Genomic DNA, 19,431 nt, shown 5'->3' with positions numbered 1-19,431 from the left:
CCAGGTACGGTCTCGACGCCGGAAGGACGGTCCGCACATGGGGCACCCCCGGAGGCCGGGCCCGGCCCAGGACGGGCTGGTTCTGGCCTTGGAAGACCTCGGCCAGGACATGCTGGCCGAGGTCGGCGGCAAGGCGGCCAACCTGGGCGAGCTGGCGTGCGCCGGCCTGCCGGTTCCGGCCGGCTTTTGCCTGGGCACCCGGGCCTACCTGGAAGCCACGGACTCCCCGTCGCTGGCCGAAGTGCAACGTGCCCTTGCCGCGACGGCACCCGATGACCTTGCCGCGCTGGCGTCCCTCGCCGCCGAGGCCCGCGCCCTGGTGCTCGACGCCGGCATCCCTGCCGGCATCGAAGCCGCCGTTCGGGCCGCGTACGCGGCGCTGGGAGCAGACACCGCCGTCGCCGTGAGGTCTTCAGCGACCGCCGAGGACCTGCCCTTTGCCAGTTTCGCCGGCCAGCAGGACACCTTTCTTAACGTGATCGGCGCAGATGCCGTGCTGGCTGCCGTCCGGCAGTGCTGGGCCTCGCTGTGGACGGACCGCGCCGTGACCTACCGGGCGGTGCAGGGCATCGATCCGTCCACGGTGTCCCTGGCGGTGGTGGTCCAGCGCTTGGTGGATGCGGCCGTGGCCGGAGTGCTGTTCACCGCCAACCCCGTGACCGGCCGCAGGCACGAGGCCGTCATTGACGCCAGCCCCGGACTGGGGGAGGCGGTGGTGTCCGGGGCCGTCACACCGGACCACTTCGTTCTCGACGGCGCCACGGGAACCATCACGGAGCGAAGAATCGGGGCCAAGGGCCTGCTGATCCGTCCCCTGCCGGGCGGTGGAACTGAGCGCCTGATGCAACCCGACGCCGGATCCCTGCCGAGCCTGGACGACACCCAGTTGGGCGCGCTGGAACGCCTGGGCCGCCGCGCCGAGCGGCACTTCGGCGCGCCGCAGGACCTCGAATGGGCCATGGACCAGGACGGCACCGCATGGCTGACGCAGTCCCGGCCGATCACCACGCTTTATCCGATGCCGGCCAGGCCGCCGTCGGGGCCGGGGACGCGTATCTATCTGTGCTTCAGCCTGGCCCAGGGGCTGACCCGGCCCCTGACGCCAATGGGCCTGGCCGGTATCCGGCTGATTGCTTCCTCCGTGGCGGCGACGGCGCGTTTCCCGGTGCCGGTTCCCCGGGACGGGCCCGCGCCGTTCGCGGAAGCAGGGCAGCGCATCTTCTTCGACGCCACCACCGTGGTCCGGAGCAAGACGGGGCGGGCGATCGTTCCGCGGGTGTTCGACGTCATGGAGGCCAGATCGGCCGTGGTGCTGCGCCGGCTCTTCGCCGATCCCAGGTTCTCCATCGTGATGACCTCGCCGTGGCCGCTCCTGCGCCACGTCGCCCCGGTGGCGGCGCGGGCGCGGGTCCCCGAGACAGTGCTCCGCGCCCTGATCCGGCCCGAAGATGCCCTGCGCCGCGCCGCCCGTGTGGGCCAACAACTTGCGACCGCCCTGGTGGTACCAGCGAGTGCCACCGCCGCGCAGCGCCTGGACCACGTTGAACGGATCCTCAGCCATAGCCTCTTTCCGGTGGTCCCGGCCCTGCTGCCGTTGCCCGCTTTAGGGTTCGCCTTGCTGGCCCTGGCCGGGAAACTCGCGGGAAGCCCGGGGAACGGGGCGCTGCAGGGCGTCCTGCGCGGCCTGCCCAACAACGTGACCACCGAAATGGACCTGGAGCTTTGGTCGCTGGCCGCCGCCATCCGGAACGACCCGGCGTCGACGGCGGTGTTCGGCGAGGCCACATTGGCCGAGCTGGCCCGGCGTTACCGGGCGGGCAGCCTTCCTGGCGTCGCGCAGTCCGGGCTCTCGCGGTTCCTCGGGCGGTACGGCCACCGCGCCGTCGCGGAGATCGACCTCGGAATGCCCCGCTGGTCTGATGACCCGACGCACATCCTCGGAGTCCTGGCCAATTATCTGCGTGTGGACAACCCCGAGCTCGCCCCGGACCGGCAATTCGACAAAGCCGCACGCGCCGCAGACGCCCAGGTGGAACGGCTCGTGGCCGCGGCGCGGAGGCGCAGCCGCCTGCGCGGCGCACTGGTGCAGGCCGCGCTGAAGCGGACCCGGATGTTCGCCGGCCTGCGCGAGCTGCCGAAGTACCACCTTGTGGAGGCACTCGGCGCCGTGCGGCAGCAGCTGACGGTAGTCGGTGCCGAACTCGCCGCCGCCGGAATGATCGATACGCCGGACGATATTTTCTTCCTCGACCTGGCCGAAGCCCACCTGGGGCTCGGGGGCGCCGCGCTGCAGGCCGTCGTGAAGCAGCGCCGGGAGGCATACGAGGCCGAACTGGGCCGGCGGCATATTCCCCGGGTGCTCCTCTCAGACGGAACGGAGCCGGAAGCGGTGCAGCCAGACACCGACGCCGACAGTGGCGCCGGGATCCCGGCGGGGGCGCTCGCCGGCACCCCGGCCTCGGCCGGCACCGTCACCGCCCGTGCCCGCGTGATTTTGGATCCGCAGGGCGCCCATCTGGAACCGGGCGAGATCCTGGTGGCGCCCTCGACGGATCCAGGCTGGACACCGTTGTTCCTGACGGCAGGCGGCCTCGTGATGGAAATGGGCGGCCCGAACTCCCACGGCGCCGTCGTCGCGCGGGAATACGGCATCCCCGCGGTGGTGGGCGTCCCCGACGCGACGTCGCGGATCGCGACAGGCGACCACATTACTGTCGACGGCGCCGCCGGCACCGTGACTACCAATACCGTGACGCCAAATACCGTGACGCCGGCACCATGACGGCGGACGTCTCAGGCCAGCACCGCTTCGCGGACCGGGACGCGAGGCTCCCCGCGTGGCTCGTGGAGCATCCGCTGACGGCCGGCTGGGCCTGGACCGGGTTCTGGGCGGCCCTGATCGTGGCCGACGAATTCCTCGATCTGGCCGGCTGGTCCTGGTATGTGCTGGTCGGCATGGCCGCCCTGCCCACCCTGCTGGCAAGCCTGGTCCTGCTGCACGCCACGCCGCGCCTGTATTTGCGGCCGCACCGGGAGACGGTGCTGGGCCACTTCTTTATTCGCTTTCTCGCCCTGACCGCCGCCTTTCTGGTGTGGGGTGTTTCTGTGGTCATGAGCGCCTCGATCTCAACGACGCTGCAGTCGCTGGTCGGCGCCGACGAACGCGAGGTCACCGCGGTGGGCTTCAACCTCCTGCTGGCCGCCGTCCCGCTGGTGATCTCCGTGCTGTGGCTGGCCTTCATCATCCGCTGCGCCTGGTTCCTGCGTCGGCTCCGGGGCTGGAAGCAAATTCCGGAGCCCGGCACCGTGCACAAGAAATTCCTTCGGGACATGCCGCGGTTCAGACGCGTGGTGGTGGGCCTCGCCCATCCCGGGCTGCTGCTCGTGGCGGGACTCGGCACCTCTGTGCTTGCGCTGCTGCTGGGTGCGGTGGAGCTCACTGTGAATGTGCTGAAGTAGGACGCCCCCGGCCGGACCCAGGCGTAGTGTTGACGTATGAGCTGCACTGCCGGAGCGCTACGGACGCGGACTGATGGAACCCCTGCCGGGACTTTTGTTGATGGGTCGCGGTCGCAATGACCCGCGCAGGGAACCGCGCGTGGCTGCGCTGGCTGCCCGCCGCGGCCGTCCCCGCCGTCATCGCCGCCGGGGCTCTGGCAGGATCCCTGCCTGCCAGTGCCGGGGATCCGTTGCCGCCCAAGACGCCGGAGCAAGTGCTGCAGCTGATCGCCCAGCACCGCGAGCCCGCACTCTCCGGGACCCTGGAACAGTCCTCTGAGCTCGGTCTTCCTGAACTCCCCAAGACCGGTCCGGGCACGGATTCGTCAAACGCCTGGCTCGAACTGCTGACCGGTCCGCACACTGCCAGGGTTTATCTCGACGGCCCGGACAACGCCCGCGTCCAGGTGATGGACCGGCTGGCTGAACGGAACGCTGTCCGCCACGGCAACGAGCTGTGGTTCTACAACTCCAAGGACAACACGGCCTCCCACGTCCAGCTGCCCGCCGACGGTGCCGGCAAGCGCGTGGAAGGCAAAGACTCTGCAGTCACCCCTGACCAGCTCGCCTCGATGCTCCTGGCCAAGATCGACTCCAGCACTGAGGTGACGGTGGGTGCGGACGTCCAAGTGGCAGGCCGGGCCGCCTATAACCTGGTGCTCACGCCGAAGTCCGTAGCGACGCTGGTCTCCTCCGTCTCGGTTGCCGTTGACGGCCAGACCGGGCTGCCGCTCGGCGTCCAGGTCAAGGCCCGCGGACAGGCCGACCCCGTTTTCGGCGTCGCCTACACGAACCTGTCCCTCGGGGCGCCCGACGCTTCCCTCTTCACCTTCAGTCCGCCCCCGGGTGCCACCGTCAAGGAAGTCCCGGCCCCGGAGTACAAGGCAGGAACCGAACACGCCACGCCCCCAGCCAAGGACTCCACCCACAAGCCGGCCGTGACCGGCTCCGGCTGGGACTCGGTCATCGCATTCCCGGCGGGAACTGCCACCTCGGCGTCGGAGACGTCGGCGCTGCTTCAGCAGGCCACCGTTCCCGTCCAGGGCGGCCGGCTCCTGTCAACGGCGCTGGTGAACGTCCTGGTGCTCGACGACGGAAGGGTCGTCGCCGGCTCCGTACCTGTGGAGCGCCTCCAGGCCGCCGCCGCGGAAAAGTGAGCCGCGCAAAAGTGAGCAGCGCAAAAGTGAGCAGCCGCGCGGCGGTGAGTGGCCGCACGGCACGGAGTACCTGCCCCGAAGCCGCCGGCCGTCCGGTGACGACCGCGTGAGCACTGCCCGGCCGGGGGCCGAGCTAAGTATCGTGACCCGGGGCCTGACCAAGCGGTTCGGCCATCAACTGGCTGTCGACGGCGTCGACCTGGCCGTGCCGAAAGGTGCGGTCTTCGGCTTCCTGGGCCCCAACGGTTCCGGGAAGACCACCACCATCAGGCTCCTGCTCGGCCTGGCCGCCGCGAGCAGCGGCTCCATGCGCGTCCTGGGCGAGGAGATGCCCCGCAAACTCAGCGACGTGCTGCCGCGCGTCGGGGCCCTGGTCGAGGGGCCGGCCTTCTACCCGTTCCTCTCCGGCGCCGCCAATTTGCGCCGCATAGACGCCGCGGACCCTTACGCTTCGGCCGGCACCCGGCGGGCCAGGGTCCAGTCGGCCCTGGAACGGGTGGGCCTGACCCATGCCGCGGACAAGTTGGTCCGCGCCTATTCGCTGGGGATGAAACAGCGGCTGGGGATCGCCAATGCACTGCTGGCGCCCCGGGAGCTGCTGGTGCTGGACGAACCCACCAACGGGCTGGATCCCCAGGGCACCCGGGAAGTGCGCAGCCTGGTGCGCTCGCTCTCGGCCGACGGCGCCACGGTGTTCGTCTCCAGCCACCTGCTCGCCGAGGTGGAACAGATCTGCACGCACGCGGCCATCATGAGCGCGGGACGGCTGGTGGCGCAGGGGACCCTGGCGGAGCTGCGCCAGGCGGGCCAGGCGAGGATCCGGGTGCTGACGCCGGACCCCGGTCCCGCGGCTCAGGTGCTGGCGCGCCTGGGACTGACCGCCACGTTGAACCCCGACGGCGCAACAGGCGGCACCTCAGCCGGTGCGCACGCCGGGACGGACGCGGTCCTCTTCGCGCCCCTGCCAGCGGCCCCGTCAACGGTGCCCCGGGAAACCGCAGGAGCTGCGAAAACCGGGGAGCAACAGGCCGCAGCCCCCGGAGCCGCGGCACCGGAAGCCGTGGTGGCCGCCCTCGTGGCTGCCGGGGTCCGGGTCCGCGGCTTCGCGACCGAACAGGTAAGCCTTGAGGACCGCTTTGTGGCGTTGACGGGGGAGGGGTTCGACGTTGTCCAGTAATCGATCATCCGCTGGGGGCCCGGCGGGCACCGCCAGCCTTGACACCTCTGGCTCCGCGAAGGGAGTCGACGGCGATAGCGGCGTCGAGCATGGCGGCCCGCCGGGCCGGCGCCGTTCCTTCACCGGCGGGCTCCTGGCGTCCGAGATCGGCGTCCTGTTCCGGCGCCGCAGGACGTGGGCCATGCTGTGCGCGCTGGCGGCCATTCCGATCCTGATCGCGGTGGCGGTAAGGCTTTCCTCGGCGGTCCCGGCGGGACGCGGCCCGGCCTTCCTGGACCGGATCACGCAGAACGGTTTGTTCGTGGGCGTCACGGCCATGGTGGTCTCCGTCCCGCTGTTCTTGCCGCTTACCGTCGGCGTGGTTGCAGGGGACACGATCGCCGGTGAGGCCGGGCAGGGGACCCTCCGGTATCTGCTGGTGGCCCCGGCCGGGCGGATCCGGCTTCTGCTCGTCAAGTATGCCGGGGCGGCTGTTTTCGTTGTCGTCGGCCCGCTCGTGGTGGCTCTCACCGGGGCAGGAATCGGCGCGGCGCTCTTCCGGGTGGGACCTGTGACCCTGCTGTCCGGAGATACGATCGGGACCGGCGAGGCCATGGTCCGGCTCCTGTTGATCGCGGCCTATCTGGCGGTTTCACTGCTCGGGCTGTCGGCGATCGGGCTGTTCATCTCCACCCTGACCGATGTCCCGGTCGGGGCCATGGCCGCCACCGTGGTGCTCTCGGTGGTTGCGCAGGTCCTTGACGCGCTGCCGCAACTGGAATGGCTGCATCCGTGGCTGTTCAGCCACTATTGGCTGGATTTCGGCGATCTTCTCCGCCAGCCGGTCTCGTGGGACTCCTTCGCCGCCAATGTGCTCCTGCAGGGCGGCTACATCGCGGTTTTCGGTGCGCTCGCCTACGGCAGGTTCATCACCAAGGACGTGCTCTCCTAGACTCCGGAACCGGCCTTGAGGGCAGGAGTTCAGTAACGGGCCACGTAGCCGTAGAGCTGCATCCCGGACATGGCGGCAACATCGGTCACGGTGATGCCGGCGTCGGGATTGAGTGCCTGGACCACACGGCCGCCGCCGAGATAGATGGCCACGTGGTAGAAGCCCGGAGCTGAACCCCAGACGAGCAAATCACCTGGACGCGCCTGGGAGAGCGGGACATGGACAGGGGCTTGCGCGAACTGCTGGGAGGCCGTGCGGGGCAGGTACTTGCCGGCCGCGGCGAACGCATTCTGCACCAGGCCCGAGCAGTCAAACCCACGGGCCCCGGTCCCGCCGAACTGGTAGAAGTACGGCGAGCCGGTCTTACTGAGCGCAACCGAGATAGCGGTTTGGTTCGACCCGCCCGGAACCGGAACCGGAGCCGGAACGGGTGCAGGAACGGGGACGGGCGCAGGAGCCGGAGCCTTAACGGGAACGGGAACGGGAACGGGAACGGGAACGGGAACGGGAACGGGCACGGGAACGGGAACGGGCACGGGAACGGGAACGGGCACGGGATCGGGAGCGGGAACGGGTTTGGGTGCCGGTGCGGGCGCCGGGGCCGGGACAGGTGCGGGAGCAGAAGACCCGCCGGCCGGTGCGGGGGCCGCAGCGGGTGGCTGCTGGGGCGCCGGATCGCCCCCGCCCTGTGAGGCCGGGCCGGGCTGTGAGGCCGGGACGGGCTGTGAGCCCGTTCCCGGCTCTGGCGCGGGATCGACCGACGCCGTCAATGCCGCCAGCCGCTCCTGCTGGCGCTGGCGGTCGAGGGCGTCCACCCGGGCAGATTCCAGCGCGGCCGTGGTGTTCCGCAGGCTCGCCAGCTGGCCCACCAGAGCGGTCCGCTGTGCTTTGGCATCGGCTACGGCCTGGCGCTGAGCCGCGGTGGCGCGGTCGGCATCGGTTTTCCGGGCTTCCGCCGTCGTGGCGGCCTCGTCGGCGGCGCGGTCGGCGTCCGCGGCGGCTTCCTTCAGCGATTTTGCCGCAGCGGCCGCGTTTTCGGCCGACTCAAACGCCCGCGCGCGGCCGGCCGTGAGGGCCTCCAGCGTCGCAGCATCCTCAAGCGCCTGTCCCGTGCCGCTGACAAAGCTGCTGAGGGCCGGATTCAGTCCGCCGCTGCGGTACAGGTCGCCGGCCAGCAGGCCAAGCTGCTTGCGGCTCTTGGCCTGTTCCGCCTCGGCAGAGGCGGCCCTGGCGTCCGCGGCGGCCGCGGCGTCACGGCGCGTGGTCAGCTCAACGAGGGCCTCGCCGTACGCGTTGTTCGCTTGCATTGACGAGGCGAGGCTGGCTTCCTGGGCGCCCGACGCATCGGCCAGGAGACCGTCGATCCGGGTGACCTCTGCCGCCGTCGCGCTTTCACTGGACTTGGCCGCGGCGATCTCCTCCGGCGAGGGGATCTCCGGCGACGCCGGGAGCAGGCCGGTGGACGCCAGCGGCGCGCCCCCCGATGCAGGGGTCAGCGGTGCGGCTTGGGCCGGGAACGCGAGCGTTCCAAGGAGGACGACGGCGGTGCAAAGCACAGCGGTTCGGCGACCGGATCCGGTCCAGCTCATGGGCAACCTCGTTGAAGTCTCGGGCTGGAATGAACGAGGTTGTTGGATTGGCGCAATGAAATGGCCCCTCTGCGGATCACCCAGCAGGCATGAGGCTACGTGCCAAAAGTCACTTTGGCAACACAAGTCACAACAACAACATAAACAACAACAGCGTCATTTGGCCCCATTTGTTGCAGGTGTGTCGGGTCGAGGGCACCTGAGAACAGGGCAGGGCGGCGCGAGAGCGCCAGCGCCACGGGGAGCGGGAATACCCGCAGGGGCACCGGTCTCTGGTTCCTGGCCCTTGCACGCGTTGCCGGGCCGGTGTTGCCGGGTCCGGCTGTGCTCAGGCGTGCTGGTGGGCTTCGTGCTCCGAATGCGTGGCCGGTTCGAGCTGGAAGGTGCAGTGCTCCGTGTCGAAATGCGAGCCCAGGCAGGAGGTGAGCTTGTCCAGGACCCGGTCCGCGCCCCGGGCGCCGAGCGCCGCGTCCTCCACCACCACGTGCGCGGAGAACACGGGGACACCCGAGGTGATGGTCCAGATGTGGATGTCGTGGACGGACACCACGCCGTCCACCGCGAGGATGTGCTCACGGATCATCTGGACGTCCACGCCCTTGGGGGTGGCCTCGAGGAGCACGTCCACGACGTCGCGCAGCAGGTGCCAGGCCCGCGGCAGGATCATGAGGGCAATCAGGATCGATGCGATCGTGTCCGCCGCTTCGAAGCCGGTGACCATGATGACCACCGCCGCCGCTATCACGGCAATGGACCCGAGCAGATCCCCCAGGACCTCCAAGTAGGCGCCGCGGACGTTGAGGCTTTCCTTTTGTGCGCCGCGCAGGATCAGCAGGGATACCAGGTTGGCGACCGCACCGAGGACGGCGGCAAGGAGCATGACGTCGGTGTGGACGTCCGGGGCGGCGCCGAGCCGGCGGATCGCCTCCGTGAAGATGAGCACCGAGATGACGATCAGGACCAGGGCGTTGGCCAGTGCTGCCAGGACCTCCGCGCGCTGGTAGCCGTAGGTGCGCAGGTCGCTGGCGGGACGGGCGGCGATCCACGCGGCCAGCAGGGCGATGGACACGCCTGCAGCGTCGGAGAGCATGTGTCCGGCGTCGGCGAGCAGGGCCAGGGAGCCTGAGACGATTGCGCCAATGGTCTGCACCAGAACCACAGCCAGGGTGATCGCCAAAACGGCAACCAGCCGCTTCCGGTGCCTCGCGGTGCCGGTGCCAGCGGCAGCGATGCCGTGCGAGTGGCCGTGATCATGTCCCATGCCTACAAGGCTAGCCCCAGCCGAGTTCGTGCAGGCGTTCGTCGCTGATGCCGAAGTGGTGGGCGATCTCATGCACCACGGTGACCGTGACCTCCTCGATCACATCCTCCCGGGAGGCGCAGATGTCCAGGATGGGCTGGCGGTAGATGGTGATCCGGTCCGGCAGGGAGCCGGCGTCCCACCAGGAGTCCCGTTCGGTCAGGGGAACCCCTTCATAGAGGCCCAGCAGCACGGTGTCCGGGTCCTCTCCGGGCTGCGGGGTGTAGTCGTCCTCGATGAAGATCGCCACATTGTTCATGGTCTGCGCAAGCTCCGGCGGGATCCGGTCCAGGGCGTCGCTTACGGCGGCCTCGAAATCGGCCTCGGACATCGGAAACGGTTCAGCGTTCGCGCCGCGGTCGGCGTCGTCCCCGGCGTCGTCCCCGCCGTCGTCCCCGCCGTCGGGCACGATCGGCAGGCCTGGCGGCAGCGAAGAAGGCATGAAGAAATCCTAGCGGGCCCGGCGCCGGGTCAGGCCCACGCCCACCAGGCAGATCACGCCGCCCACCAGGCCCCAGATTGTCGGAATTTCGCCCAGCACGAGCCAGGAGATCAGGATTGTGGTGCCCGGGACCAGGTACGTGGTTGCGGCAAGCCGCCCGGCGTCAATCAGGGAGAGAGCATAGGCCCACGTGGTGAAGGCGATGGCCGTGGGGAAGATGCCGAGGTAGACCAACCCCAGCGTGGCCGGCAGGGGAGCGGCCTGCAGTTCGGCGACCAGCTGGCCGCTGAAGGGCAGGCAGCAGATCGCACCGATCATGATGCCAAACCACGTTGCCTGCGCCGCCGGGAACTTGCGGAGGACCGGCTTCTGGACGATCACGCTGACCGCGGCCAGTGCCGCCGCGAGCAGGCAGAGCAGCACTCCGGCCACGTCCGCCGTCGACCGCTGGCCGGAACCGAGCGCGATCACGGCAACTCCGCCGAACGCCACGAGGCTCCCGATCAGCAGCCAGCGCGGGAAACCTTCCTTAAGGATGATCCCGGCCATCACGGCGACGAGGATGGGATTGACGTTGATCAGCAGGGCGCTGGTGCCAGCGTCGAGCATGTGTTCGGCCGCGTTCAGGGCCACGTTGTAGCCGCCGAACCACATGACGCCATAGGCCAAGATGGGCCACCATTCGCGGCCCCGGGGAAGGGTGCGCAGCTTCGGCACCACCAGGAGGCCCAGTACGACGGCGGCGACGGCCAGCCGGCCGAGCGTCAGTGAGCCTGGGGAGAAGCTCGGGCCCACGGCCCTGATGCCAACGAAGGCGGAGGCCCACAGCACAACGGTGACAACGACGGCGGCGACGCCAAGTTTGTTGATCGGAGTGGGCCCCGCAGGGGCCGGGGCGGGTTGTGGGGCAGGTGCAGGGGCGGCGTGCGGGGACCCTTCGTGGGGGCCTGCAGAAGGAATGGGGCCGGAGGCGGCGGTGGTAGCCATGCTGCCAATCTAGCCGGTGCCGCCTCCTCCAGGCTGGCGGGAATCGGCCACGTCTAGTCGAGATCCTGCCAAAAGTGTCCCGCTCTCTCGGCTGGCCCGCTTCGTTCCACAGGGGGGCCTCCCGGGCCCGGCCACGATCCGTCCTGCCGGCCGGCTGCGCAATACCCGCCGGCGGCGCAATACCCGCCGGCTGCGCGATGCCGGCCGGCTGCGCAAGCAGGGGCTCACCTCAGCGCGCGGGCAGCTTCCTGGATCGCCGCCGCGACACTGTCCAGCGCCGTTGAACCGTGGCGCCACTGCTGCCAGTGCAGGGGGACATCAACGAAGGACTTTGTAGCGAGAGGAACCAACCGTTCCTGCTCGAAGTCCTGGGCGATTTCAATCTCGGGCATCATGCCCCAGCCCATGCCCAGGCGGATGGCCTCGCCGAACTCGTGGGCCGCGGGTACGTAGTGCCGCGGCGGCTCGAGGGGCTTGCGGCTCAACCGCCGCAGATAGCGGTCCTGCAGGTCGTCCTTGCGGTCGAAAACGATGACGGGGGCTGTCGCCAGCGACTCTGCCGCTGCCCCGCCGTCGAACCATGTTGCGGCGAAGGCCGGTGTGCAAACCGGCAGGTAGCGCATGACGCCGAGCCGCCGGGACGTGCAGCCGGCGGCCGGTGCGGCGGTGGCGGTGATCGCAGCGGCCGCGGCACCGCTGCGGAGAAGTTCCAGCGAATAATCCTGGTCCTCGCGCAGGATTTCGAGCTGGACTGCGCCTGCCACTGCGGAAAGGCCGGCCAGCGCCCAGGTGTGCAGTGAATCGCCATTGATCACCAGCGTCAGGCTTGTTCGCCCGCGGCTTTCCTCGGGCTGAAGTTCCTCGGCGAGGTCTGCCGAAAGCAGCTCGAGCTGCCGGGCGAAGCGCACCACGGCCTGGCCTGATTCCGTGAGCCCCGCCGGCCGCGCGCGTGTCAGGACAGGCCGGCCGACCGCGGCCTCAAGCGCCCGGATCCGCTGGCTGATGGCCGAGGGCGTCACGGATAAGTGGGCGGCCGCGGCGTCGAAGCTTCCGTGCGTGACGATCGCGGCGAGCGTTCGGGCCTGCTCCGGGGAAATGTCGATCATTAGCTCAGCTTATCTTCCAGCAGAATGTTTAAGTGGATTCATCTTCGGTGGGCGCCTACCGTGGAAGGGTGATCCTCCCGATGTTCTCCGGCCTCTCGGCTGGCCTTTCCCTCATTGTTGCCATCGGCGCGCAGAACGCTTTTGTCCTCCGCCAGGGCATCCAGCGCTCGCACGTCGCCATGGTGGTGGTGGTCTGCGCATTGTCGGACCTGGTGCTGATTGTGCTGGGCGTGGCAGGCATCGGTGTCCTCCTGGACCGGGCGCCCGCCGCCCTCGTGGTGATCCGCTGCGCCGGGGCTGCCTTCCTGCTTGTGTACGGTGCGCTCGCAGCCCGGCGTGCGGTCCGCGGGGAGCAGATGGAGCATCCCGGAGGCAAGCCCGCCGGCAGCCGGGCGGCAGTGCTGGGCACCTGCCTGGCCTTCACGTGGCTGAATCCGCACGTCTACCTTGACACGGTGCTGCTGCTCGGGTCGCTCGCCGCCGCCCATGGTCCGTCCGGGCGGTGGTGGTTCGCCGCTGGGGCCGGCCTGGGGAGCATTGCCTGGTTTACCGCCCTCGGCGTGGGGGCGCGTTTCCTGACCACGCTCTTCCGGCGCCGGGCTGCGTGGCGCGTGCTCGACGCCGGAATCGCGGCCGTGATGATCACCCTTGCCCTGCTCTTGCTGGCCTGAATCGGCCCGCTCCTGGGCCGAGGGCCCGCCCGGCGACCGGGCAAGCGCTTGTCCGCCCGTTTGTCTGCCGCCTTGTCTGGCCCCCTTGTCTGGGCTCTTGTCCACTCGGTGCGGCCTTGGGACCCCGGCGCCATTTGCCCCTCCCAAGCAACTGGTGGTCGGCGGCCTCTACCGGTACGTGCGGAACCCGATGTACGTGTCCATCGCTGCGGCCGTGGCCGGGCAGGGACTCCTGCTTGGGCAGCCGAGGCTCTATGTGGCCTTGGGCATCGGCGCAATCCCTGTGGCGGCCTTCGTCCAGCTGTTCGAGGAACCGACACTGACGCGGAAGTTTGCTGCGGCCTACGAGGAGTACTGCCGCAACGTCCCGCGCTGGCTGCCCCGGCTCACGCCGTGGCGCCCCGAGAGGCCCGGACCGTCCGGGGTCTAGGCCGTTGGCGGGCCGTTGGTGGGCTGGGCGCGGCTGCGGCGGCTACTTGCCGCGTCCGGACCACTCCAGCAGCCGATCCAGGGGCCAGGTGGTGACGATCCGCTCGGCGGGCACGCCGTTTGAGGCCGCCCGCTCGGCGCCGTACTGCAGGAAATCCAGCTGGCCGGGCGCGTGGGCATCACTGTCGATGCTGAAGAGGCAGCCGGCGTCGAGGGCCAGCCTGATCAGCTCGTCCGGCGGATCCTGCCGCTCGGGACGGGAATTGATTTCGACGGCGACATTGTTCTCCGCGCACGCGGCGAACACGCGCTCGGCGTCGAACTCGGACTGCGGCCGGGTTCCCCTCGACCCCTGCATCAGCCGCCCGGTGCAGTGGCCCAGGACATTCATGTGCGGATCGTTGATGGCGCCCAGCATTCTCTCGGTCATGGTGCGCCGGTCAGAGCGGAGTTTCGAGTGCACGCTCGCCACCACGATGTCCAGCCGGTCCAGCATGTCCGGGGTTTGGTCCAGGGTGCCGTCCTCCAGGATGTCCACCTCGATCCCGGCCAGGAGCCGGAAGTCCCCGCCGTCCCCGTTGATGTCCGCAACAACGTCCAGCTGTTCCCGGAGGCGTTCGGCGCTTAGGCCGTTGGCGATCTTGAGGTTGGGGGAGTGGTCCGTGAGGGCAAGGTAATCCCGGCCCAGCGTCCGCGCGGCCTCGGCCATGAGCCCGATCGGGGACCCGCCGTCGGACCAGTCGCTGTGGCTGTGCAGGTCCCCGCGGAGGGCGGCGCGCAGCTCGGCGCCGCCTTTCGCGAGCGGCTGCTGCCCGCGTTCCCGCAGGCTCTCGAGGTAGTCGGGTACGCCGCCGTCGACCGCCTGCCTGATGACGTCGAACGTCCTGTCCCCGATGCCCTTCATGCTCTTCAGCCTGCCGTTGCGGGCCCGCGCTGCGACCTCATCCGGTTCCAGGGCGCCGATGATCCCGGCCGCCTTCCGGAACGCCTGAATCTTGAACGTGGGGGCTAGCTCGCGTTCCAGCCAGAACGCAATCTCATTGAGGGCATCAACGGCATCCATCAGTCCATCTTGCACCCACCGCGCACTCCAACTTGCTCCGGCGGGGGCCGATTTTGGATTATCGGGGGGTCGCCCTTATAGTTTTATAGTCCAGTTCGGAGGAACCCGAGGGGACAAAAACGAAAGGCTTCGGCCCTTAATTTTTGCCCTGAAGCGTTCAGTCGGATGGCGTCCTGGCCCCCATCGTCTAGCGGCCTAGGACACCGCCCTTTCACGGCGGCGGCACGGGTTCGAATCCCGTTGGGGGTACGCAAGGAACTGGTCAAGCCGGATGAAAAAGTCTGGTAGGCTAAAGACCTTGAAAAACTGCGGTAGCGATACTGCAGAAAGCAAGAAAAGCAGTAACAAGCAAGGCCCTGTAGCGCAGTTGGTTAGCGCGCCGCCCTGTCACGGCGGAGGTCGCGGGTTCAAGTCCCGTCAGGGTCGCTCTGATTGCCGGAAGAAGACTTCGGCTCTCAAGGTGACGTGTCACCTAGGCTCTGTAGCTCAGTTGGTAGAGCGTTCGACTGAAAATCGAAAGGTCACCGGATCGACGCCGGTCGGAGCCACCACTGGGAAGCATCAGTTCATTCGAACTGGTGCTTTTCTTCTTTTAACCCCCTCGTTCCTCTTTTCGGCGAGGGATTTCGGCGGAAGGTCGACGGCGGGGATGGCCGGGGGGACGGGTTTTGGGAGCGGGGCCGTCAGCCCGGCTAGACTCGCACGCTGGGGAAAGACCACCAAGGCCGCCGGCAGCCCGGTCCGGGCGGGCGGCGCAATCTCAACCGAAAAGTGATTCTGCAACGTGACTTCGAAGAACATCGCCCGTCCTCTCGCCCTCGCCGCCCTCCTCGGTGCGCTGGCCCTCACCGGCTGTTCGGCACCGCAGGCCGGCAGTGCGCCGTCGTCCGCCGCCGCTCCCGCCTCCGCGACGCCGAGTCCCAGTGCCGCCTCCGGCCCGAACGGCGACTTCGCGACGGCGGCCGAGGCCTGCGCCAAGATCTCCGAGCAGGCCACCGGCGCCACGCTCCTTCCGCTGTCCGCGGCGCAGGGTAAGACGGCCGAACTGAAACAGTACGAGGCGGAGCTGGCCGCGACAGCCGAGCGCGTCCCCGACAGTCTCAAGGCCGACTTCGCCAACCTCAAGGACGTGGCAGTTGCAGGCGTCACCGACCAGACCGTGTTCTCCAGCGGCAAGCTCCAGGCCGCCATGGCTCCCGTGACGGAGTGGATCGCCGCCAACTGCAAGTAGGGGCGGGCGGCCTTGCCCACGGCAAGGAAGCGCGGCAAGAAAATCGCCCCCGCCGCGGGGCCAGGGGCTAGGGTGGTGTCAAAGAGAAGGGGGAGTGCGTCGTGGAATACCAAAATCCTCAACCCGTTGCCGGTCCTGTGGCCAGTTCTGTCCCCAGTCCTGCTGACGGGGTGCCTGGACTGGCCGCCACAGGCCGCACCGTCATTTCGGAAGCCGCCGTCGCCAAGGTCGCGGGAATCGCCGCCCGCTCCGTACCCGGGGTCTACTCGCTAGGGTCGGGCCCGTCGCGGGCCTTGGGGGCTATCCGCGACGCCGTGGGCAACATCGACCACGCCGCGGGGGTGCGCGTCGAAGTTGGCGAAACACAGGTCGCCGTGGACATCGACGTTGTCGCGCTGTACGGCACTGCCCTGCACGCCCTGGCAGGGCAGATCCGAGCCGCCGTGTACACCGCAGTGGAGGAACTCGTGGGGCTCGAGGTGATCGAGGTAAACATCGAGATCATCGACGTTTATGTGCCCGGCCCGGCTAAACCGGTCACGACGGGCGAGGTCCGGCCGGCAAGGGAGGCAATCCAATGAGTCTGACGGTAGTGGGAATCGCCGCGGGCGCCTTTGTGGCTTTCATGTCCTTCCAGTTCGGTGCGTGGGGCTTCCTCGGCGCCCTGCTCTTCATGGGCGTCGGCGCTCTCCTGGGCCGGGCCGCAGAAGGGAAACTGGATCTGCGCAGCGTGTTTGACGCGCTCACGGGCCGGCGTTCCTCCTCATGAGCATCACGGCTGGGGCGCCGGTCCGCGGCGTCGCGATGGCGGGCCACACCCGCATCAGCACCGAGGCCCTGACGAGCGTGGCACGGGCGGCCGCGGGCGAGGCCTTCGGCGTGCCGGCCCACGACGTGCGTGTCGAGTGGACGGATGACGACGGCCTGCTGGCGCTCTCGCTGGTCACCCCCGTCGCCATCCCGCCCCTCACCCAGGTTCTCCGCGATCCCGCCCGCGTGGAGGGTTTCGGCGGTTCCATCTGGGAGCGGGCCCTCGCCGCCAGGTCCAGGATCCTGCAGAGGGTGATCGAACTGAGCGGGGTGCAGCTAAGCCGGGTGGACATCCGCATCAGCGGTGCTGCGGTGCAGGGGAGAAGGCGGGTGCGTTGAGCCACGATATCCGGAACACACCTGTCTCCGGTCCGCCCGACGGCGCAGAGCCGGCGACCCCACCGCTTGGTGCCGGTGCGGCGGGCATGGAGCGCGTCCTCCGGCGGGAAACGCGCCCGTCCCGGGCCGTCGTGTCCATGATCGCTGCCGTCCTGGTCAGCGTTGTCTGCGGTTATGCGCTGCTGGAGACGGGGGTGCGAGCGATCGGGCAACCGCCGTGGCTCGTGGACCCCCTGACGGCGGCGGAGCGCGTAGTCGCGCTCCCGGCCGGAATTCCGCCGCTTCTGCTGGGCGTCACCGGCGCTGTGGTGACCATGGCGGGACTGTTCTTTTTCCTCAATGCCGTGCTGCCGGGACGGCGGGCGCGCCACCTGTTCCCGGACCGCCGGGCCGCCGTCGTGGTGGACGACGAAGTGATCGCCGCGGCCCTGGCGCGCCGGGCGCGGATGGCGGCCAACGTGAGCCCGGAGCAGGTGATGGTGGTCGTGTCGCGGAACCGTGTGGTGGTCAACGTCCGGCCCACCTCCGGCATACCGCTGCGCCAGGACACCGTCCTTGAGGCCGTGCGCCGGGAGCTGCAGGACATGCACCCCGTGCCCATGCCGGACGTGCAGCTCCAGGTCGCCACAGCCGGGGTGGTGGGGGCATGAACAACACTCCCAGGGTCCTAAACCGCATCCTGCTCGGCATCGTCGGCATCGTGCTTCTCGCCATCGGAGTTCTCCTGATGCTGCTGGTGAGCGTCCCCGCCGTCGCGGCGTGGTGGCATGGCTGGGCGGGCGGCGTCCTGAGTTTCTGGCTCGACTTGTTTGCACGTACGCAGTTCCCCGGCCGGCAGGAAAGCTGGCTGTGGCTCGTGATCTGCCTTGTGTTGGTAGTGGTGCTGGGCCTGATGGTCGCCTGGGTTGCCCAGCAGGGCAAGGGCCGGACCAACCTGCTCGTGGCGGAGGAGGATCCTGGCGGCGTGCCGGGCAACGTCGCGATCGGCGGCGGAGTGGCGGAGCAGGCGCTCCGTGCCGCCCTCGCGGACCGGCCGGACCTGACCGGTGTCACTGTTGCCGCCTACGCGATCCGGGGCGAACCTGCCTTGAAGATCCGGGTGGAGCCGCGCCAGGGCGTCGCCCCGCACACGCTCGCCGCCGAGATCTCCGCACTCGTGGAGGCTCTGGACGCCGTGATCGGCAGGCGCACTCCCGTCCTGATCCGCATCGGATCCGGCGCGCGGTCGCGGTTCGGCCGGGCTGAGCGCGTTCACTGAGCCGGCCCAAGGGGCCGCTGAGTCTCCTTTGCGTAAAGGTTTGATGTAAACGCTTGCATTACTTGTTCCTCATTACTACTGTGATGGTCGGCACATTAACTGCACGGCCGTTTTTCACCGGTACTCAGCGAGGAGCACTCCAGTATGAAAACCCGCAATATCCTTCTTCCCGCTGCCACAGCGGGCATTTTGGCCCTCACCCTTTCGGCCTGTGGCGGCGGAGGTGGCGGCAGTACGAGCGGCGGCGGTGGCGGCGACGCCGCCTCGCAGGGCTTGGACGGGCGCGGCCCCATCACGTACGTCCAGGGCAAGGACAACAGCAACGTTGTCCGCCCGCTGATCGAGAAGTGGAACGCCGCCCACCCGAATGAGAAGGTCACCTTCAAGGAGCAGACCGACCAGGCCGACCAGCAGCACGATGACCTTGTCCAGCACTTCCAGGCCAAGGACGCCGGCTACGACGTCGCAAGCGTCGACGTCGTCTGGACCGCCGAATTCGCAGCCAAGGGCTGGCTGCAGCCGCTCAAGGACAAGATGGCGCTGGACACCTCGGAGATGCTGAAGCCGACCGTCACGGCCGCCTCCTACAAGGGCACGCTGTACGCGGCACCGGAATCATCCGACGGCGGCATTCTGTACTACCGCAAGGATCTGGTCCCGACGCCCCCGAAGACCTGGGACGAGATGATGAGCATGTGCTCCATCGCGAAGTCCAAGAACATCGGCTGCTACTCCGGCCAGTTCAAGAAGTACGAGGGCCTCACCGTCAACGCCTCCGAGGCGATCAACTCCGCCGGCGGAGCAGTGCTGGACGCCGACGGCAAGCCCAACCTGCTGACCGCTGAGGCGAAGGCCGGCATGGCCAACCTGACGAAGGCTTACGCGGATGGCAGCATTCCGAAGGAAGCCATTACCTTCCAGGAGGAGGAGAGCCGTCAGGCGTTCCAGGACGGCAAGCTGCTGTTCCTGCGCAACTGGCCTTACGTCTACAACCTGGCCACGACCGAAGGTTCCTCGAAGGTCAAGGACGTCCTGGGCATGACGGCCCTCCCGGGCAAGACAGGCCCCGGCGCCTCCTCCCTCGGCGGCCACAGTGCCGGGATCAGCGTCTACTCGAAGAACAAGGCCACGGCCCTGGACTTCCTGAAGTTCCTCACCTCCGAAGAGAACCAGAAGTTCTTTGCCACGCAGGGTTCGCTCGCACCGGTGCTCGGCAAGCTCTACGACGACAAGGAACTCGTCGCCAAGCTGCCGTACCTGCCGGTCCTGAAGACCTCGATCGAGAACGCCGTGCCGCGCCCGGTCTCGCCGTTCTACCCGGCCGTCACCAAGGCCATCCAGGAAAACGCATACTCGGCCATCAAGGGTGAGAAGACCGTAGACGCGGCCCTTTCCGACATGCAGAAGTCCATCGAGTCCGCGAGCGCGGGACAGTAGGTCCAT

Annotated in this window: 20 protein-coding genes and 3 tRNA genes; 17 read left to right on the top strand and 6 right to left on the bottom strand. The window is 68.8% G+C overall.

What is annotated here, in order from left to right; translation table 11 throughout:
• Positions 1-37: 37 nt before the first annotated feature.
• From BM372_RS09070 to BM372_RS09050, 5 genes are all read left to right on the top strand, one after another.
• Positions 38-2,782 carry a PEP/pyruvate-binding domain-containing protein gene (locus BM372_RS09070; protein ID WP_090954321.1) on the top strand — a complete coding sequence of 915 codons (2,745 nt, stop codon included), beginning with the start codon at positions 38-40 and terminating at the stop codon, positions 2,780-2,782.
• Entirely contained in the window at positions 2,779-3,459 is a 681-nt protein-coding gene (locus tag BM372_RS09065) for a hypothetical protein (RefSeq protein ID WP_256214139.1), read from the top strand. Before BM372_RS09070 ends, BM372_RS09065 begins: the two co-directional genes overlap by 4 nt.
• Before the next feature lie 116 nt (positions 3,460-3,575).
• Entirely contained in the window at positions 3,576-4,655 is a 1,080-nt protein-coding gene (locus BM372_RS09060) for a LolA family protein (protein ID WP_090954319.1), read from the top strand.
• A gap of 106 nt (positions 4,656-4,761) precedes the next feature.
• Positions 4,762-5,832, top strand: a complete 1,071-nt coding sequence (locus tag BM372_RS09055) for an ABC transporter ATP-binding protein (RefSeq protein WP_090954317.1) — start codon at positions 4,762-4,764, stop codon at positions 5,830-5,832.
• Between the two features lie 133 nt (positions 5,833-5,965).
• Positions 5,966-6,763, top strand: coding sequence for an ABC transporter permease (locus BM372_RS09050; protein WP_090954579.1), 798 nt, complete (start codon positions 5,966-5,968; stop codon positions 6,761-6,763).
• A 29-nt stretch (positions 6,764-6,792) separates the two neighbouring features.
• Here the strand turns inward: BM372_RS09050 and BM372_RS09045 are convergent, their stop codons facing one another.
• From BM372_RS09045 to BM372_RS09025, 5 genes are all read right to left on the bottom strand, one after another.
• Positions 6,793-8,352 (bottom strand): C40 family peptidase, encoded by a 1,560-nt coding sequence (locus BM372_RS09045; protein ID WP_090954315.1) that lies wholly within the window; start codon positions 8,350-8,352, stop codon positions 6,793-6,795.
• Between the two features lie 328 nt (positions 8,353-8,680).
• Complete coding sequence (locus tag BM372_RS09040) at positions 8,681-9,613, bottom strand: cation diffusion facilitator family transporter (RefSeq protein WP_090954313.1); 933 nt, start codon at positions 9,611-9,613, stop codon at positions 8,681-8,683.
• A 10-nt stretch (positions 9,614-9,623) separates the two neighbouring features.
• Positions 9,624-10,094 (bottom strand): metallopeptidase family protein, encoded by a 471-nt coding sequence (locus BM372_RS09035; protein ID WP_090954310.1) that lies wholly within the window; start codon positions 10,092-10,094, stop codon positions 9,624-9,626.
• 9 nt (positions 10,095-10,103) lie between these two features.
• On the bottom strand, positions 10,104-11,081 hold the full coding sequence (locus BM372_RS09030) for a DMT family transporter (protein WP_090954308.1): 978 nt from the start codon (positions 11,079-11,081) through the stop codon (positions 10,104-10,106).
• Between the two features lie 224 nt (positions 11,082-11,305).
• Entirely contained in the window at positions 11,306-12,187 is an 882-nt protein-coding gene (locus BM372_RS09025) for an ArgP/LysG family DNA-binding transcriptional regulator (RefSeq protein WP_090954306.1), read from the bottom strand.
• Between the two features lie 80 nt (positions 12,188-12,267).
• On the opposite strand from BM372_RS09025, the gene BM372_RS09020 reads away from it, so the two are divergent.
• Together BM372_RS09020 and BM372_RS09015 are read left to right on the top strand one after the other, a co-directional pair.
• Positions 12,268-12,858 carry a LysE/ArgO family amino acid transporter gene (locus BM372_RS09020; RefSeq protein ID WP_177235954.1) on the top strand — a complete coding sequence of 197 codons (591 nt, stop codon included), beginning with the start codon at positions 12,268-12,270 and terminating at the stop codon, positions 12,856-12,858.
• Positions 12,859-12,955: 97 nt separating this feature from the next.
• A complete protein-coding gene (locus tag BM372_RS09015) occupies positions 12,956-13,288 on the top strand; it encodes a methyltransferase family protein (protein WP_256214138.1) in 333 nt (110 codons plus the stop codon).
• A gap of 42 nt (positions 13,289-13,330) precedes the next feature.
• Here the strand turns inward: BM372_RS09015 and BM372_RS09010 are convergent, their stop codons facing one another.
• A complete protein-coding gene (locus BM372_RS09010; protein WP_090954302.1) occupies positions 13,331-14,350 on the bottom strand; it encodes a PHP domain-containing protein in 1,020 nt (339 codons plus the stop codon).
• A 176-nt stretch (positions 14,351-14,526) separates the two neighbouring features.
• Here BM372_RS09010 and BM372_RS09005 point away from each other — a divergent pair.
• The 10 genes from BM372_RS09005 (at position 14,527) to BM372_RS08960 (ending at position 19,425) form a co-directional block, all read left to right on the top strand.
• Positions 14,527-14,599 (top strand) — tRNA-Glu (locus BM372_RS09005).
• A gap of 103 nt (positions 14,600-14,702) precedes the next feature.
• A tRNA-Asp gene (locus tag BM372_RS09000) sits at positions 14,703-14,776 on the top strand.
• A 49-nt stretch (positions 14,777-14,825) separates the two neighbouring features.
• Positions 14,826-14,901: transfer RNA gene (locus tag BM372_RS08995), tRNA-Phe, on the top strand.
• A 233-nt stretch (positions 14,902-15,134) separates the two neighbouring features.
• Positions 15,135-15,581, top strand: coding sequence for a hypothetical protein (locus BM372_RS08990; protein WP_090954300.1), 447 nt, complete (start codon positions 15,135-15,137; stop codon positions 15,579-15,581).
• 101 nt (positions 15,582-15,682) lie between these two features.
• A complete protein-coding gene (locus tag BM372_RS08985) occupies positions 15,683-16,162 on the top strand; it encodes an Asp23/Gls24 family envelope stress response protein (RefSeq protein WP_090954298.1) in 480 nt (159 codons plus the stop codon).
• Positions 16,159-16,350: a hypothetical protein gene (locus tag BM372_RS08980; RefSeq protein WP_090954296.1), complete on the top strand. Its 192-nt coding sequence runs from the start codon at positions 16,159-16,161 to the stop codon at positions 16,348-16,350. The genes BM372_RS08985 and BM372_RS08980 overlap by 4 nt, the downstream gene beginning before the upstream one ends.
• A complete protein-coding gene (locus BM372_RS08975) occupies positions 16,347-16,730 on the top strand; it encodes a hypothetical protein (RefSeq protein ID WP_090954294.1) in 384 nt (127 codons plus the stop codon). Before BM372_RS08980 ends, BM372_RS08975 begins: the two co-directional genes overlap by 4 nt.
• A gap of 86 nt (positions 16,731-16,816) precedes the next feature.
• Positions 16,817-17,380 (top strand): hypothetical protein, encoded by a 564-nt coding sequence (locus BM372_RS08970; protein ID WP_256214152.1) that lies wholly within the window; start codon positions 16,817-16,819, stop codon positions 17,378-17,380.
• Positions 17,377-17,988 carry a hypothetical protein gene (locus tag BM372_RS08965; protein ID WP_090954290.1) on the top strand — a complete coding sequence of 204 codons (612 nt, stop codon included), beginning with the start codon at positions 17,377-17,379 and terminating at the stop codon, positions 17,986-17,988. Before BM372_RS08970 ends, BM372_RS08965 begins: the two co-directional genes overlap by 4 nt.
• Before the next feature lie 144 nt (positions 17,989-18,132).
• Positions 18,133-19,425, top strand: coding sequence for an ABC transporter substrate-binding protein (locus BM372_RS08960; protein ID WP_090954288.1), 1,293 nt, complete (start codon positions 18,133-18,135; stop codon positions 19,423-19,425).
• Positions 19,426-19,431: the final 6 nt, after the last annotated feature.

The sequence above is a fragment of the Arthrobacter sp. ov118 genome (assembly GCF_900116495.1).
GTDB lineage: Bacteria > Actinomycetota > Actinomycetes > Actinomycetales > Micrococcaceae > Arthrobacter.
This window is presented reverse-complemented; position numbering and strand designations above follow the sequence as displayed.

Coding starts and splice junctions, on each gene's coding strand:
- BM372_RS09070 (WP_090954321.1), top strand. CDS start 38: ATGGGGCACCCCCGGAGGCCGGGCCCGGCCCAGGACGGGCTGGTTCTG.
- BM372_RS09065 (WP_256214139.1), top strand. CDS start 2,779: ATGACGGCGGACGTCTCAGGCCAGCACCGCTTCGCGGACCGGGACGCG.
- BM372_RS09060 (WP_090954319.1), top strand. CDS start 3,576: ATGACCCGCGCAGGGAACCGCGCGTGGCTGCGCTGGCTGCCCGCCGCG.
- BM372_RS09045 (WP_090954315.1), bottom strand. CDS start 8,352: ATGAGCTGGACCGGATCCGGTCGCCGAACCGCTGTGCTTTGCACCGCC.
- BM372_RS09040 (WP_090954313.1), bottom strand. CDS start 9,613: ATGGGACATGATCACGGCCACTCGCACGGCATCGCTGCCGCTGGCACC.
- BM372_RS09035 (WP_090954310.1), bottom strand. CDS start 10,094: ATGCCTTCTTCGCTGCCGCCAGGCCTGCCGATCGTGCCCGACGGCGGG.
- BM372_RS09030 (WP_090954308.1), bottom strand. CDS start 11,081: ATGGCTACCACCGCCGCCTCCGGCCCCATTCCTTCTGCAGGCCCCCAC.
- BM372_RS09025 (WP_090954306.1), bottom strand. CDS start 12,187: ATGATCGACATTTCCCCGGAGCAGGCCCGAACGCTCGCCGCGATCGTC.
- BM372_RS09020 (WP_177235954.1), top strand. CDS start 12,268: ATGTTCTCCGGCCTCTCGGCTGGCCTTTCCCTCATTGTTGCCATCGGC.
- BM372_RS09010 (WP_090954302.1), bottom strand. CDS start 14,350: ATGGATGCCGTTGATGCCCTCAATGAGATTGCGTTCTGGCTGGAACGC.
- BM372_RS08980 (WP_090954296.1), top strand. CDS start 16,159: ATGAGTCTGACGGTAGTGGGAATCGCCGCGGGCGCCTTTGTGGCTTTC.
- BM372_RS08975 (WP_090954294.1), top strand. CDS start 16,347: ATGAGCATCACGGCTGGGGCGCCGGTCCGCGGCGTCGCGATGGCGGGC.
- BM372_RS08970 (WP_256214152.1), top strand. CDS start 16,817: ATGGAGCGCGTCCTCCGGCGGGAAACGCGCCCGTCCCGGGCCGTCGTG.
- BM372_RS08965 (WP_090954290.1), top strand. CDS start 17,377: ATGAACAACACTCCCAGGGTCCTAAACCGCATCCTGCTCGGCATCGTC.
- BM372_RS08960 (WP_090954288.1), top strand. CDS start 18,133: ATGAAAACCCGCAATATCCTTCTTCCCGCTGCCACAGCGGGCATTTTG.